Origin of the sequence: Polaribacter sp. SA4-10 (assembly GCF_002163835.1) — a bacterium.
In the GTDB taxonomy this organism is placed as follows: domain Bacteria; phylum Bacteroidota; class Bacteroidia; order Flavobacteriales; family Flavobacteriaceae; genus Polaribacter.
The window spans coordinates 1,727,330-1,741,140 of sequence record NZ_CP019331.1 but is presented as its reverse complement, the minus strand read 5'-3'; the positions used below and the strand labels follow the sequence as shown (position 1 = coordinate 1,741,140).

The window sequence follows — 13,811 nt, the reverse complement described above, 5'->3', positions numbered from 1 at the left end:
ACTATTATTTCAGTTTAAAATCTTTTGCAGGTTTGGCATTTAAAAGATGTGTTACAAAATAATCCCAACGTTTACGTGTCATGTATTTTGTCATATCTCCATAACCATGTCTTTTATTTGGAAACAAAATCATGTCGAAATCTTTGTTTGCTTTAATCAATGCCTCTACAACCAACATTGTGTTTGAAGGTGGCACATTATTATCCATAGCTCCATGAGTAATTAATAATTTTCCCTTTAAATCTTTTGCAATTAATTGATTTGCTTGATTATCATAATTAGTTGTTCCATCACCTTTTCCTTCTAAGTTACCTTCAACTAAAAGCCCTTGCCATTTTTCTCCCCAATCTGCTTCATAATTTCTATTATCATGATTTCCTGCTCCAGAAACTGCAACATCGTAAAATTCAGGATACGCAAAAACAGCTCTTGTAGAAGCAAAACCACCACCAGAATGGCCCCAAATACCAACGCTCTCAATATCCATTCCTTTATACTTTTGTGCAAGCTGTTTAATTGCAGTAATATTGTCTGGCAAACCATTATCTCCCATGTTTCCATAATAAGCGTCATGAAAAGATTTTGATCGCATTGGAGTTCCCATTGCGTCTACTGCAACGACAATAAAACCTAATTCTGCAACTGCTTGAAAATCTCTCCAAACGGGTCTAAAGTTATAATTACCAACACTACCAGATTGTGGACCTGGATAAATGTAATTTAAAACAGGATATTTTTTACTTTCAACATAATGACTTGGTAAAAATAGTAATCCATATAAATCTGTTTTTTCATCTCTTGCTTTTACAGAGAATTCAACTGGTTTTTGCCAGTTATTCGCCTTTAATTCAGAAATGTCAGCAGTTTCTAAATCCATTATTTTTTCTCCTTTGTTATTTCTTAAAACTGAAATTGGTGGAGTAGTGGTTGTTGAATAAGTATCTATAAGTGTTGAATTATCATCAGAAAAAACAACGATATGTGTTCCTTTACTTGGTGTTAAATTGATGTTATTTGAACCATCAAAGTTTACTTTGTAATAATAATTATGATATGGGTTTCCTGTTTCTTTTCCTCCAGCAGTAAAATAGATTTGTCTATTCTTTTCATCGATACTTTTAATTTGTTTTACAAGCCAATCTCCAGTAGTAATTTGATTTTTTAATTTTTTAGTTTCTAAATCATACAAATAAACGTGTCCCCAGTTTGTTTTTTCTGAATACCAGATAAACTCATTAGAATCAAATAAAACCTTCCAGTTTTCTGCTTTTACTCCAGACTCATAATAAGTATCTACTTCTTCTTTATGAATTGATTTTACAACTCCAGTTTTAGCATTTGCAATTTGTAAATGTGCTACTTTATGATCTCTAGAACCAGAAACAAAAGCAAATTTTGTGCCTTGTTTATTCCATTGTGCGTCTAATAATTCGTTTTTTCTACTTGCAATATGATCTGTTGTTGATCCTCTTTGAAAATCTTTATCCATTTTTAAACGAACCATTTTTGGAGTGGTTCCTAAATGGATAATTACACGTTCTATTGTAAAAATGTTATCATCTCCAGGTAATGGATGTTTCCAAGCTTCTAATTTGGGATGCCCAACATTAGAAGATGTTAAATACATCATACCAACACCTCTTGCATCTTGTTGAAAAGTGGCAATTTTATCTGAATTTGGAGACCATTTTAAAACAGCTCCATCACTTTTGGTCCAACCAGCATTGTTAGTTGCGTATCCATAATTTTGAACACCATCAAAAGTAAGCTGTGTCTTTTTATTCGTTTCTATGCTGCGTACCCAAAGGTTAAAATTGTCTATATATGCCGCTAGCTTTCCGTTGGGGGAAACATTTTCATTTCTTGACGTTTTTTTAAGTTTAGGAGTCACTTTAGATAAGACATTACTCGCTATATTAAAATTAAATATTTGTTTGTGAGTTGTAAAACGAATACTTTCTATATTATCAGTAAACTCAAAATCATAAATGGGTAAATTACTTGCTTTTATTTCTGTATCTAATTCTTTGGATAAAATTTTGGCCAATTCTTGATGATTAAAGGCCTCTTTTTTTGTTTTTGCCTCTATATCAACAAGAAGATATTTTTTACCTTCTTTATTTTTTGTTGAATAAATTAGTTTGTTATTATCAATAAATGTGCTTCCAGAAACTTTATTATAAACTAAATCATATAAATCTCTATCCATATGTTTTGCTGCCGCTTCATACTCTGCAACTGTAAATTGTTTTTGCTCTTTTGTTTTTGAACAAGAAAAAATGAATGTGGTTATGCCTAAAAATACAACAAATTTTAAATAATTTTTTTTCATTTGTACGTTTGTTTTATTTTGATAACTCCGTAAAATATTTATAAAAATTAGGAATGGTTTCAATTCCTTTTAGGTAATTGAAAATTCCAAAATGTTCATTTGGAGAATGAATTGCATCAGAATCTAAACCAAAGCCCATTAAAATAGTTTTGCTTTTTAATTCTTGTTCAAACAAGGCAACAATAGGAATGCTACCTCCACTTCTTTGCGGAATTGGAGTTTTACCAAATGTAGTTTCATACGCTTTACTTGCAGCTTTGTACGCAATATTGTCTGTTGGCGTTACATAACCTTGCCCTCCATGATGAGGTTTTACAACAACGGTAACAGCGTTTGGAGCAATACTTTCAAAATGGGTTTTAAATAATTGGGTAACCTCTCTCCAATCTTGATTTGGTACTAAACGCATTGATATTTTTGCGTATGCTTTAGAAGCAATCACTGTTTTTGCACCTTCGCCAGTATAACCTCCCCAAATTCCATTTACATCTAAAGTAGGGCGAATAGAATTACGTTCGTTGGTAGAATATCCTTCTTCACCAAAAACTTCATCAATTTTTAAAGCCTCTTTATATTTATCTAAAGAAAACGGTGCTTTTGCCATTTCTGCTCTTTCTTCTAAAGACAATTCTTCTACATTATCATAAAACCCAGGAATGGTAATATGATTGTTTTCATCATGTAAAGAAGCAATCATTTTTGTTAAGATATTAATAGGATTTGCAACGGCGCCGCCATACAAACCAGAATGTAAATCTCTGTTTGGACCTGTAACTTCTACTTCTACATAACTCAACCCACGCAAACCTGTTGTAATTGATGGAATGTCATTTGCAATCATTCCTGTATCTGAAATTAAGATAACATCGTTTGCTAACTTTTCTTTGTTCCTTGGCACAAACCACGCTAAACTTTCTGAGCCAACTTCTTCTTCACCTTCAATCATAAATTTCACATTACAAGGTAAATTCCCTGTTGAAGTCATGTATTCTAGTGCTTTAACATGCATATACATTTGTCCTTTATCATCACAAGCTCCACGCGCAAAAATGGCTCCTTCAGGATGAATTTCTGTTGATTTAATCACAGGTTCAAAAGGAGGAGAGTCCCATAAATCAATAGGATCTGCTGGCTGAACATCATAATGACCATAAACAAGAACAGTTGGTAAACTTTTATCGATAATTTTTTCTCCATAAATAATAGGATATCCTGGAGTTTCACAAATTTCGACTAAATCACATCCTGCTTTTTCTAAACTTTTTTTAACAAAATCTGCCGTGAGTAAAACGTCTTTTTTGTAAGCAGAGTCTGCACTAACAGAAGGAATTTTTAAGATTTGGATCAGTTCGTCTATAAACCGATTCTTATGAGTTTCAATATATGTTTTTATGTTTTTCATGGTATAAATTTATTCTGACTCAAATGTAGAAAAATTATAATGAACTGCTTTGAAGTTTGCAAGTATTGTTTATATTTGCATCCCATTAAATTGGATAATTTGCAGGCGTGGTGGAATTGGTAGACACGCTAGACTTAGGATCTAGTGCCGCGAGGTGTGAGAGTTCGAGTCTCTCCGCCTGTACAAAAAAAAGCTTCTCATTTTGAGAAGCTTTTTTAATTTTTAGAAGTTTGTTAAGATTACAAACAGTCTTTAATCATTTTAACTGCCTGTTCTGCCGTAATATCTCTCTGTGGCGATCCAAACATTTCATAACCCACCATAAATTTCTTTACAGAAGCACTTCTTAATAATGGAGGATAAAAACTCATATGCCAATGCCAATGCTTATTTGCATTATCATCTGTTGGTGCTTGGTGAATACCACTAGAATATGGGAAAGAAGTATTAAAAAGTTTATCGTACGCTTTTGTTAAAACTGAAATTGCTTCAGCATATTGCAAAGTTTCTTCTTTATTCATTTCTAAAATGTTAGCCTGATGTTTTTTAGGAACAATCATTGTCTCGAAAGGCCAAATAGCCCAAAAAGGAACTAAAACTATAAAGCCATCATTTTCAAAAATAATACGTTCTTTCTTTTCTAATTCTTGTGCTAAATAATCACCTAATAAGCTAGTTTTATTCTTGTTATAGTAGTTTAATTGTTGTGTGTTTTTTTTATCAACTTCATTTGGTAAAGTAGACTGACTCCAGATTTGTCCATGAGGATGCGGATTGCTACAGCCCATTACTGCACCTTTATTTTCAAAAATTTGAATATAGTTGATGTTTGGATTCGCTCCTAATTGGGTATATTCTTTTTGCCAAGCAAAAACAACTTTTTGAATTTCGGAGGAAGACATATCTGCTAAACTTTTTGAGTGATCTGGACTAAAACAAATTACTTTACAAATTCCTGTTTCGCTTCGTGCTTTTAAAAGTCCGTCATTTACCTTAAATATTGGAAAATCGTTTTGTAAGGCCGCAAAATCATTTGTGAAAACAAACACATCTTTATACGCTGGATTTACTTCTCCATTAATTCTGGTATTTCCTGCACATAAATAACAAGAGGCATCATAAGTAGGTCTTTTTTCGTTATTGATGGCTTCACTTTGTCCCTGCCAAGGTCTTTTAGCTCTGTGTGGAGAGACTAAAACCCACTCTCCTGTAAGAATATTATATCTTTTATGTGAATACTCTTGTAAATTTGTGTTTTCCATTTTACACTATTTTTTAATTCTTACCTTATTAAATGTGTACCTTTTGAAAGCTTAATAAAATAAACAGAACATTCTTTATTAAATTCTTTTTTATATGCTTTAGAAGCTTCTTCTGCAAAACGATTAGCTTTATCTTTAGTGACTAAGTTGATTGTGCAACCACCAAAACCACCACCCATCATTCTTGCTCCTAAAACACTTTTGTTCTCTTTTGCTTGATTTACAAGAAAGTCTAATTCATTGCAACTTACTTTGTATTTAGTCGTCAACCCTTCATGAGATTGATAGATTAAAGCGCCTAAAGTTTCTAAATTTCCATCTTCTATTGCTTTGACTGCTTTAAGTGTTCTTTCATTTTCTTGAATTACATACAACGCTTTTTGATAGTTTGCAGGTATAACTTTATCAATAATTCTTTTTAAATCGGCCTCAGTAGCATCTCTTAATGCTTTAACTCCTAATAATTCAGAAACTCTTTCACAAGCAGAACGTCTGTCATTATAAGCGCTATCAGATAAACTATGTTTAACGTTTGTGTTTATTAACATTAATTGATGCTCCTTAAAATTGATTTCGTAAGGTTTAGATTCTATAGTTCTACAATCTAAGAGTAAAGCATTGTTTTTAACGCCAAACATACTCGCATATTGGTCCATTATACCGCATTTTACACCAACATAATTGTGTTCTGCTTTTTGTGATATCAATATCATTTCATGCTTTGTTAGACCAAGGTTAAACAATTCATTTAAACCAAAAACAACACTGTTTTCTAGAGCAGCAGAAGAAGACATGCCTGCTCCTCCAGGAATATTTCCTTTAAAGACAATATTAAAATTGCCAATAACTTTATTCCTATTTTGAATTTCTGCAACGACACCAAAAACATAATTCTCCCAACTTCCTTCTTTTGATGGTTTTAATTTATCTAGTTCAAATTCTATCGTACTATCTAAATCTAAAGCAACAGCTGTAGATTTTTTTGAATCACTTTTTTGAATTGCTGCTGCAATACCTTTGTCTACAGCTGCAGGAAAAACAAATCCATCATTATAATCTGTATGTTCTCCTATAATATTTATCCTTCCAGGAGAAAAAATAAGCAAAGGCTCCGTTTTAAAAGTATTAATAAATGTGTTCTTGACATCTGTTATTATTGCCTTACTCATTATTGTTTATTAATTATTTTCAAACCCCATTTTATAGTATAAAATTCATCTGGATTTAAAATTTCTAAACCTATTTTATTATTAAAGCTATCAGAAACACCTGTTGTTGGTTCAATAGCGATCGTATTTAATTTAGGAGGCGTATATACTTGAAGAACATTGTTTTTTGCCGATGAATCAATAAATAATTGATATTTTGGAGTATTAAATTGAATTTTATTAGAATTTAAGAGCCAACAATCGTCTAACTGTTTGTCTTTGATTTCTAAATTTTCTTGAACTTTTATTTCTTCAATGCCGGTTGTAATATTTCGTTCTCCTATTATTAATTTTTGATTGCTAACAAAATTTAATTTGCTTTTTTGTAAATTATCACTTAAAAAATAAGGATGCCACCCAATTGTATATGGAAATGCTTCCGAATCTGTATTTTTTACAGAAACAACTAAACTTAGATTGTCTTTTGTAAAAATATATTTTAGTTGAATACTATAGGTAAAAGGAAAACCGATAGATTTATTTTTTTCAATATATTCTAATGTAATTGTTACCCAATCTTTATTTGTCTCCTTATTTATAACACTAAAAATTTTATTATAAACTAAACCGTGTAAAGCATTGTTTTCTTCTTTTTGATTTATTTCAAATTGATAATTTTTTCCATTAAAGGAGTAACTTCCATCTTTAATTCTATTAGCAAAAGGAAATAGAATTGATGATGCATAGGTGTCTTTATAGTTTAATGGCGATAAATCTTGAATTATGACTGTTCCATTTAAAGTTAGTTTTTGTAAGCTAGCTCCATCATTAAGATATATTTTACCATACAATAATTGATTAGAATCTTTAATTTCTAAAATATTTAAATCCTGGTTATGTATAATATTGTACATTAAAATTTAATTGTTTTAAAGAGAGTTTCTAATAATTATATTATTAGGGTTCTCTATTTTTAGTTGTTCTTTATTTAAAATCATTTCCGCTAAACGTTTCCCCATCATTTTAAAATCTGTGGAAATAGTTGTAATACCACCTTCTACAATTTCCTTTAATAGGGTTTCATTATAAGAAATAATACCAATGTCTTTTTTAAGAGATAAACCTTTACTTTTCATTTTTTTTATAACTTGAAGCAAATTCTTATCTTCAGGAATAACATATAATTCACCTTTTTCAAGGTTTTTATTTTCAAGAGAATTTATAACCTCAAAAGGGATGTTTTTTTCTTTGGAAAATAGAATAAACCCATCTTTCATTCCTTTTGGTTGCTTTTCTTCTGAAAAAACTAAAACAAGCTTTTTATAGTTTTCAATAAGATGAAATGCTTTAGTAAGGTTGTTAAAAATAGCTTTTTCAAAATCTTGATAAATGGCAGGATACGTTAATAAATCTTCATGTATTTGATCTAATATGTATACTTTATCCTTAGGAAGGTTTTGTATTATTTTATTTGTATTTTTTAAGTTTGCAGGCATAATTACATAGTAATTGTAATCTCCAGAATTATCATGAATTAATTTATTAAAGCTATTTTCATTAAAGTGGTGAAAGAAAATATCTACTTGAATATTTGATGCTAAGTTTTCTGAAAATGAATTATATAAATCTTCTTTAAATGAGTTTAATTCATCAAAAAGTAAAAATATTTTTTGCTTTACATTAATGTCTTCACTAGAAACATAATACCCTTTACCAACAACAGATTGTATAATGCCTCTGTTTTTCAACTCATTAAAAGCACTTAAAACGGTGTCTCTAGAAAGCGTATGCTTGTTTTTAATAAAGTTGATAGAAGGTAACTGATCTCCTTTTTTTAAGACACCAGAAAGAATAGCCTCTTCAATTGAATTGATGATTTGTTTATATTTAGGAATCCCTATTTTTTTTTCTAATTTGATCATAACTAATACAAATGTATAAATTATAATTAAAAAAACCTACCTCACCCTACCGGTTTGTAAAAACATTTAACATGAAATACATTTTTTTAATTTATATGTTTATATTTGGTAAATTAAAAATTAACTAAACTAATTACAATGCAGATTTTAACATTTTTAGGGTTTACTTTATTGGTGGCCATTATTTCTTATTTTGCTACAAGAAAAACAGAAGAATCTTCTTCCGATGGATATTTTTTAGGAGGTAGGAGTTTAACAGCAGGAGTAATTGCAGGTTCTTTACTATTAACAAATTTATCTACAGAACAGATTGTAGGTTTAAATGGTTCTTCTTATCAAAGCGGTTTATCTGTAATGGTTTGGGAAACTTTAGCGGCGATAGCAATGGTTGTAACTGCGTTGTTTTTATTACCAAGATATTTAAAAGGAGGCTTAACAACGGTACCAGGTTTTTTAGCAAAAAGATTTGATGTAACTACAAAAACGTTAACATCAGTTTTATTTTTATCTGGTTATGTTGTGGTTTTATTACCTGTGATTTTATATTCGGGGTCACTTGCAATTAGCGGAATGTTTAATGTTCCAGAATTATTAGGAGTTACACATACTCAATCTATTTGGATTTGTGTTTGGGGTATCGGAATTATAGGGTCAATCTACGCTGTTTTTGGAGGACTAAAAGCTGTTGCGGTATCAGATTCAATAAATGCTATTGGTCTACTAATTGGGGGTATTTTAATTCCTGTGTTTGGTTTGATGATGATTGGAGATGGTAGCATTATGGACGGATTAAATATATTAACTACAGAAAACCCAGAGAAATTTAAATCAATGGGTGGCCCCACTGATCCAGTTCCCTTTTATACCATTTTTACAGGAATGATGTTGGTTCAATTATTTTATTGGGGAACAAATCAGCAGATTATTCAAAGAGCTCTAGGTGCAAAAAATTTAGAAGAGGGTCAAAAAGGATTATTGTTAGGGTCTTTTATAAAAATACTAGGGCCAATTATTGTTGTTTTACCAGGAATTATAGCTTTTCATATGTTTGAAGGGAATCTAGATAATCCTGATAGTGCTTATCCTATGTTGGTAAACAAAGTTTTACCAGATGCATTTGTTGGCTTTTTTGCAGCTGTTTTGTTTGGTGCAATTTTAAGTTCTTTTAATAGCGTTTTAAATAGTTCTGTTACTTTATTTGGGATTGATATTTACAAAGAACATATTAATAAAGAAGCAGATGAGAAAACAATAGTAAAATATGGTAAAATGTTTGGTATTGTATTAGCAATAGCGGCTATGTTTATAGCACCTTTAATAGCTAATGCAGGAAGCCTTTTTGCTTATTTACAAGAAATTAATGGTATTTATAGTATTCCAATTTTAACAATTATTGTTGTCGGATATTTAACAAAACGTGTTCCAGCAATTGCGGCTAAAATTGGTTTAGTTTCAGGGTGTTTGTTGTATATAATTAGTCAATTTTTTATGCAACCCTATTTTGTTGATACGGCTTTAGAAAGTGCAAAAGCAAACGGTATTACAGATGCTGCTGAATTAGCTTTAGTTGAAGCGCAGGCGTACCCTCACTTTTTAGATGTAATGGCTATTTTGTTTGTATTAAATGTGGTAATTATGTTAATCATTGGAAAGATAAAACCAAGAGCAACTGATTTTGTTCAAGAGTACACACAACAAGTAGATATTAAACCATGGAAACATGTAAAGTCTGCAGGTGTTAGTATTTGTATAATTGTTATTGCTATTTATATTTATTTTGCTTAAATATCTTATTAAACTTAGGTAAAAGAGAACGCTTCTAAAATTAATTTTAGAAGCGTTTTTTTTATAATATCTAAATTAGAGGATTCTAATTTATTGTTTTTTTAAAGAGATGGTTTTAAAATCTTCAGTCTTTTCTGCATAATCAAACATGTCATTTGTTTCTTTTGGAGGAACCGTTAACTTTCTTTTTGTTAAATCGATCCAAGCTCCATACACTTTTATTATTGCAGATAGTTTTCCTTCTTCATTAAAAACTTCATGCGTAAGTTTCCAACGTTCGTTATTTTTAGATAAACCAGATAATTTAAAATTTACAGTGATATTTTCTCCTAAATGGATTTCTTTTCTAAAGGAAGTTTTCTCAGTAAAAAGAATAGGTCCAATATTGTGTTTGGTAAATTCATGTATAGAAAAGTTATGTTTGGCAAAATAACGCACTCTCACTTCTGCAGCATAATCATTATATGCTGTGTGACGCATATGTCTATTTGGGTCAAAATCTGACCATTTTGTGGCAAAGGTTACTTGAAAACTCATATAGTAAAAATAAAAAGCCTGATAGCATAAACAATTCTATCAGGCTTTAATTAAAAATATTCTTTTATTAATTCTTCACAATCTCTGAGGGTGTTTTAAGTTTTAATTCACTTAAAACATTTAGCGCTTCAGAAACATACATGTCTTTAGATAAATTTTTATGCCAAGCAACCCTTTTATCAGCTAAAATAGTGTCCTTTTTTAATAAAGGAAGTTCATAATTTGGTGAAGCAAATGTTAAATCTGACTTATAATCAAAAACAGTTTTAAATTTTTTAGCTTCTTTTTCTTGCGTTTCGCTTTCTTTAGAAAATGATTTATAATTTAAAGAATAAGAAGTGTCGTCTTGATTTTCTTTTAACCATTTTGCATATTCATTTATCAATTTAAATTTAGGGTCTGCAGCAATTCTCTCTTTACTTTTATAAATAACATCACTAAAGTTGATATAAGAATTTGTTTGTAAATATTTTGCTTGTGGTACTTTATCCCAAATTAGTGCGCCTTCTAAATCTTTCTCTCCAAATTTCATGTAACTGTATTTACTTGGTATTGCAATATCAGAATAGACACCTTCAATTTGTGTAGAACCACCATTAATTCTATAGAATTTTTGAATCGTCATTTTTAGGTATCCTAAGTCTTTTTCATACTTTGGATAAAACTGATTAATTGGTAAAACATTCTGAACAGTTCCTTTTCCATATGTTTGATTTCCACCTATAATTATAGCTCTTCTATAGTCTTGCATTGCAGCAGCAAAAATTTCTGATGCAGAGGCAGAAAGCTCATTTACCAGAACAACTACAGAACCATCCCATTGTATTTTTGGGTCAATATCATTTTTTACCATTGGATTTTCTCCTCTGTATTTTACTTGTACTATTGGTCCTTTATCAATAAATAGCCCAGCAATTTCAATAGCAGTTTTTAAAGAGCCACCGCCATTATTTCTTAAGTCTATAATTAACCCAGTAACACCTTCGTTTTTTAATCTTTCAATTTCTTTTTCCATGTCTTTTGCAGAATCACGGTAGCTTTTATCTTGAAAGTCGATATAAAATCTTGGTAAATCAATAATTCCGTATTTTTTACCATTTTTTTCCACAGTACTAGACTTTACAAAAGTTTCTTCTAACTGAACAACGTCTCTAATTATTGAAATTATTTTTGTAGAGCCATCTAATTTTTTCTTTACGGTAAGTCTAACCTCTGTACCTTTTTTTCCTTTTATAAATTTAATTGCATCGTCTAAACGCATACCAACAATATCTAAAGGTTCTTTATCTCCTTGTGCAACCTGAAGAATAATATCTCCGGCTTCTAATTCACCTTGTTTCCAAGCAGGTCCACCAGAAACTAATTCAAAAACGTGTGTATAAATTCCTTTTTTTTGTAAACGAGCTCCAATACCTTCTAGTTTTCCAGACATGTCTTGATCAAAGCGTTCTTTTATTCTTGGTGCCATATAAGTTGTATGTGGGTCAAAAGCACCAACAACACTATTTAAAAAAGTAGAAAACCAATCTTCATGTTCGAGTTCTTCTATTCTTAAATACAACTCATCCATGTTTTTTAGAACTTCTGCTCTTGCTTCTTTTTCTAAAACCCTAAATGATTTATTTTTAAAGTTTTTGTCTTTTTTAACTTTTTCTTCTTGCTGCTTCAATTCTTCTTGAACCCTGCTCAAAGTATTTAGTTTTAATTGCTTACGCCAATAGTTTATTAGCTCGTTTTCATTTTCTGCAAACTTAGCTTTGTCAAAATCAATGTCTATCGTTTCTTTCTTTTTAAAATCAAAAGGTTGTGCTAATAAAGCTCCGTAGTAAGATTTTGCATTTTTAATTTTATCAGAAAAATGGCTATAAACTAAGTTGTAAAAAGAAACATCATCAGCTAATAATTGATTATCAATTTCATATTTATACTTAGAGAATTCTTTGAGATCCTTCTGTGTAAAATAACGTTTATTTGGATCTAAACCATCTATGAAACTTTTAAAAACATGTTCAGAAAAATTATCATTTATGTCTTTTTCAACAAAATGACCTCTTGTTAAAATATTTTTTAATACGTAAATTAAAATTTTATCTTTTTCTGGATCTGGATCAGATTTTGTTGTTGCCTGTGCTGTAAAACTGCTAATTAACAAAATAAGTGCTAAAATAGAAGTAGAGAATTTATATTTTGTGTTCATAGGTTTATTGTCGTTATTTTTACTGAGTCCTAATTTTTTCTTAGTAGCTAATTTACTAAAATTATGCCAAACTTAATTTTAGTACAATGTTACACAAAATTGAAATGAAAAATTCTTTAGAAAATGTTAAAAAGAAAAATCGCTTAAAATAAATTACATTTGTATTTAAAATGAATAATATGCAGGAAAAGCCATTAATTTTAGTTACAAATGATGATGGAATTACAGCTCCAGGAATTAGAGCTTTAATTAGTATAATGAACAAAATTGGAGATGTAGTTGTTGTTGCACCTGATAGCCCACAAAGTGGAATGGGCCATGCAATAACTGTTGATAATGTTTTGCATTGCAATCCAATAACGATAGATGATGGTCCGCAGTTAGAATATACTTGTTCTGGAACTCCTGCAGATTGCGTAAAAATGGCAGTCAGTGAAATTCTAAATAGAAAACCAGATTTGTGTGTTTCAGGAATTAATCATGGTTCAAATTCATCAATAAACGTTATTTATTCAGGAACAATGAGTGCTGCTGTAGAAGCTGGTATAGAAGGAATTCCTGCAATTGGTTTCTCTTTACTTGATTTTAAATGGCATGCAGATTTTAAGCCCTCAGAAGAATATGTAAAAAAGATTACTTTAAACGCCTTATTAAATGGTTTGCCAGAAGGCATTGTTTTAAACGTAAATATTCCTAATTTAAAGAAGGAAGAAATTAAAGGAGTTAAAATTTGTAGACAAGCAAATGGGTATTGGAAAGAAAATTTCGACAAGCGTAAAAGTCCTTTTGGAAAAGAATATTATTGGCTTTCTGGCGAGTTTGTAAATAAAGATAAAGGACAAGATACAGATGTTTTTGCATTGGAAAACGGATACGTTTCTGTTGTTCCTGTTCAGTTTGATTTAACGGCACATCACATGATTCAAAAATTAAATTCTTGGGAACTGTAAAAAAAGACATACTTATTGGAGTTTTAGTTTCTCTTTTTGCAACTTTTGGAGGCATCTTCTTGTATTTAGAATATATTTCTCGTTTCGGATTCTATGAAACAATAGACTTAATAAAAGAAGGGAAATTATATGGAAAAGTGTTGTCTTTAGCTGCAATTCCTAATCTTTTTGTATTCTTTATTTACATAAAAAAGAAACAAGATAACAAAGCAAAAGGCGTCTTATTAGCAACACTATTAATTGCGATTACAACATTAATACTAAAGTTTTTCTAGG

General features: G+C 30.3%; 11 protein-coding genes and 1 tRNA gene. 4 read left to right on the top strand and 8 right to left on the bottom strand.

Annotated elements, in window-relative coordinates; all coding sequences use genetic code 11:
• Positions 1-4: 4 nt before the first annotated feature.
• Together BTO04_RS07590 and BTO04_RS07585 are read right to left on the bottom strand one after the other, a co-directional pair.
• Complete coding sequence (locus BTO04_RS07590) at positions 5-2,332, bottom strand: DPP IV N-terminal domain-containing protein (protein ID WP_087565353.1); 2,328 nt, start codon at positions 2,330-2,332, stop codon at positions 5-7.
• Positions 2,333-2,345: 13 nt separating this feature from the next.
• The gene (locus BTO04_RS07585; RefSeq protein WP_087563929.1) at positions 2,346-3,734 is read right to left on the bottom strand and encodes a dipeptidase; all 1,389 of its coding nucleotides are present in this window, start codon (positions 3,732-3,734) and stop codon (positions 2,346-2,348) included.
• A gap of 101 nt (positions 3,735-3,835) precedes the next feature.
• Between BTO04_RS07585 and BTO04_RS07580 the strand changes: the two genes are divergently transcribed.
• Positions 3,836-3,917: transfer RNA gene (locus BTO04_RS07580), tRNA-Leu, on the top strand.
• 56 nt (positions 3,918-3,973) lie between these two features.
• On the opposite strand, the gene BTO04_RS07575 is transcribed toward BTO04_RS07580, so the two are convergent.
• From BTO04_RS07575 to BTO04_RS07560, 4 genes are read right to left on the bottom strand one after another with little or no spacing between them, the layout of a single operon-like run.
• On the bottom strand, positions 3,974-4,996 hold the full coding sequence (locus BTO04_RS07575; RefSeq protein ID WP_087563928.1) for a UDP-glucose--hexose-1-phosphate uridylyltransferase: 1,023 nt from the start codon (positions 4,994-4,996) through the stop codon (positions 3,974-3,976).
• Between the two features lie 20 nt (positions 4,997-5,016).
• Positions 5,017-6,165, bottom strand: coding sequence for a galactokinase (gene galK / locus BTO04_RS07570; RefSeq protein WP_087563927.1), 1,149 nt, complete (start codon positions 6,163-6,165; stop codon positions 5,017-5,019).
• Positions 6,165-7,058: an aldose 1-epimerase gene (locus tag BTO04_RS07565; RefSeq protein WP_087563926.1), complete on the bottom strand. Its 894-nt coding sequence runs from the start codon at positions 7,056-7,058 to the stop codon at positions 6,165-6,167. The genes galK and BTO04_RS07565 overlap by 1 nt, the downstream gene beginning before the upstream one ends.
• Positions 7,059-7,073: 15 nt before the next feature.
• Entirely contained in the window at positions 7,074-8,066 is a 993-nt protein-coding gene (locus BTO04_RS07560; RefSeq protein ID WP_087563925.1) for a GntR family transcriptional regulator, read from the bottom strand.
• 138 nt (positions 8,067-8,204) lie between these two features.
• Between BTO04_RS07560 and BTO04_RS07555 the strand changes: the two genes are divergently transcribed.
• Positions 8,205-9,851, top strand: coding sequence for a solute:sodium symporter family transporter (locus BTO04_RS07555; RefSeq protein WP_087563924.1), 1,647 nt, complete (start codon positions 8,205-8,207; stop codon positions 9,849-9,851).
• 90 nt (positions 9,852-9,941) lie between these two features.
• On the opposite strand, the gene BTO04_RS07550 is transcribed toward BTO04_RS07555, so the two are convergent.
• Together BTO04_RS07550 and BTO04_RS07545 are read right to left on the bottom strand one after the other, a co-directional pair.
• On the bottom strand, positions 9,942-10,388 hold the full coding sequence (locus BTO04_RS07550) for a thioesterase family protein (protein WP_087563923.1): 447 nt from the start codon (positions 10,386-10,388) through the stop codon (positions 9,942-9,944).
• Between the two features lie 67 nt (positions 10,389-10,455).
• The gene (locus BTO04_RS07545; protein ID WP_087563922.1) at positions 10,456-12,585 is read right to left on the bottom strand and encodes a carboxy terminal-processing peptidase; all 2,130 of its coding nucleotides are present in this window, start codon (positions 12,583-12,585) and stop codon (positions 10,456-10,458) included.
• 179 nt (positions 12,586-12,764) lie between these two features.
• Here BTO04_RS07545 and surE point away from each other — a divergent pair, with 179 nt between their 5' ends.
• Together surE and BTO04_RS07535 are read left to right on the top strand one after the other, a co-directional pair.
• Positions 12,765-13,535, top strand: a complete 771-nt coding sequence (gene surE, locus BTO04_RS07540) for a 5'/3'-nucleotidase SurE (protein WP_087563921.1) — start codon at positions 12,765-12,767, stop codon at positions 13,533-13,535.
• Positions 13,523-13,810, top strand: coding sequence for a hypothetical protein (locus tag BTO04_RS07535; protein ID WP_087563920.1), 288 nt, complete (start codon positions 13,523-13,525; stop codon positions 13,808-13,810). The genes surE and BTO04_RS07535 overlap by 13 nt, the downstream gene beginning before the upstream one ends.
• Position 13,811 lies beyond the last annotated feature (1 nt).

Bases quoted from the DNA above. Each gene is read 5' to 3' on its own strand.
- BTO04_RS07590 (WP_087565353.1), bottom strand. From the start codon at position 2,332: ATGAAAAAAAATTATTTAAAATTTGTTGTATTTTTAGGCATAACCACA.
- BTO04_RS07585 (WP_087563929.1), bottom strand. From the start codon at position 3,734: ATGAAAAACATAAAAACATATATTGAAACTCATAAGAATCGGTTTATA.
- BTO04_RS07575 (WP_087563928.1), bottom strand. From the start codon at position 4,996: ATGGAAAACACAAATTTACAAGAGTATTCACATAAAAGATATAATATT.
- galK (WP_087563927.1), bottom strand. From the start codon at position 6,165: ATGAGTAAGGCAATAATAACAGATGTCAAGAACACATTTATTAATACT.
- BTO04_RS07565 (WP_087563926.1), bottom strand. From the start codon at position 7,058: ATGTACAATATTATACATAACCAGGATTTAAATATTTTAGAAATTAAA.
- BTO04_RS07560 (WP_087563925.1), bottom strand. From the start codon at position 8,066: ATGATCAAATTAGAAAAAAAAATAGGGATTCCTAAATATAAACAAATC.
- BTO04_RS07555 (WP_087563924.1), top strand. From the start codon at position 8,205: ATGCAGATTTTAACATTTTTAGGGTTTACTTTATTGGTGGCCATTATT.
- BTO04_RS07550 (WP_087563923.1), bottom strand. From the start codon at position 10,388: ATGAGTTTTCAAGTAACCTTTGCCACAAAATGGTCAGATTTTGACCCA.
- BTO04_RS07545 (WP_087563922.1), bottom strand. From the start codon at position 12,585: ATGAACACAAAATATAAATTCTCTACTTCTATTTTAGCACTTATTTTG.
- surE (WP_087563921.1), top strand. From the start codon at position 12,765: ATGCAGGAAAAGCCATTAATTTTAGTTACAAATGATGATGGAATTACA.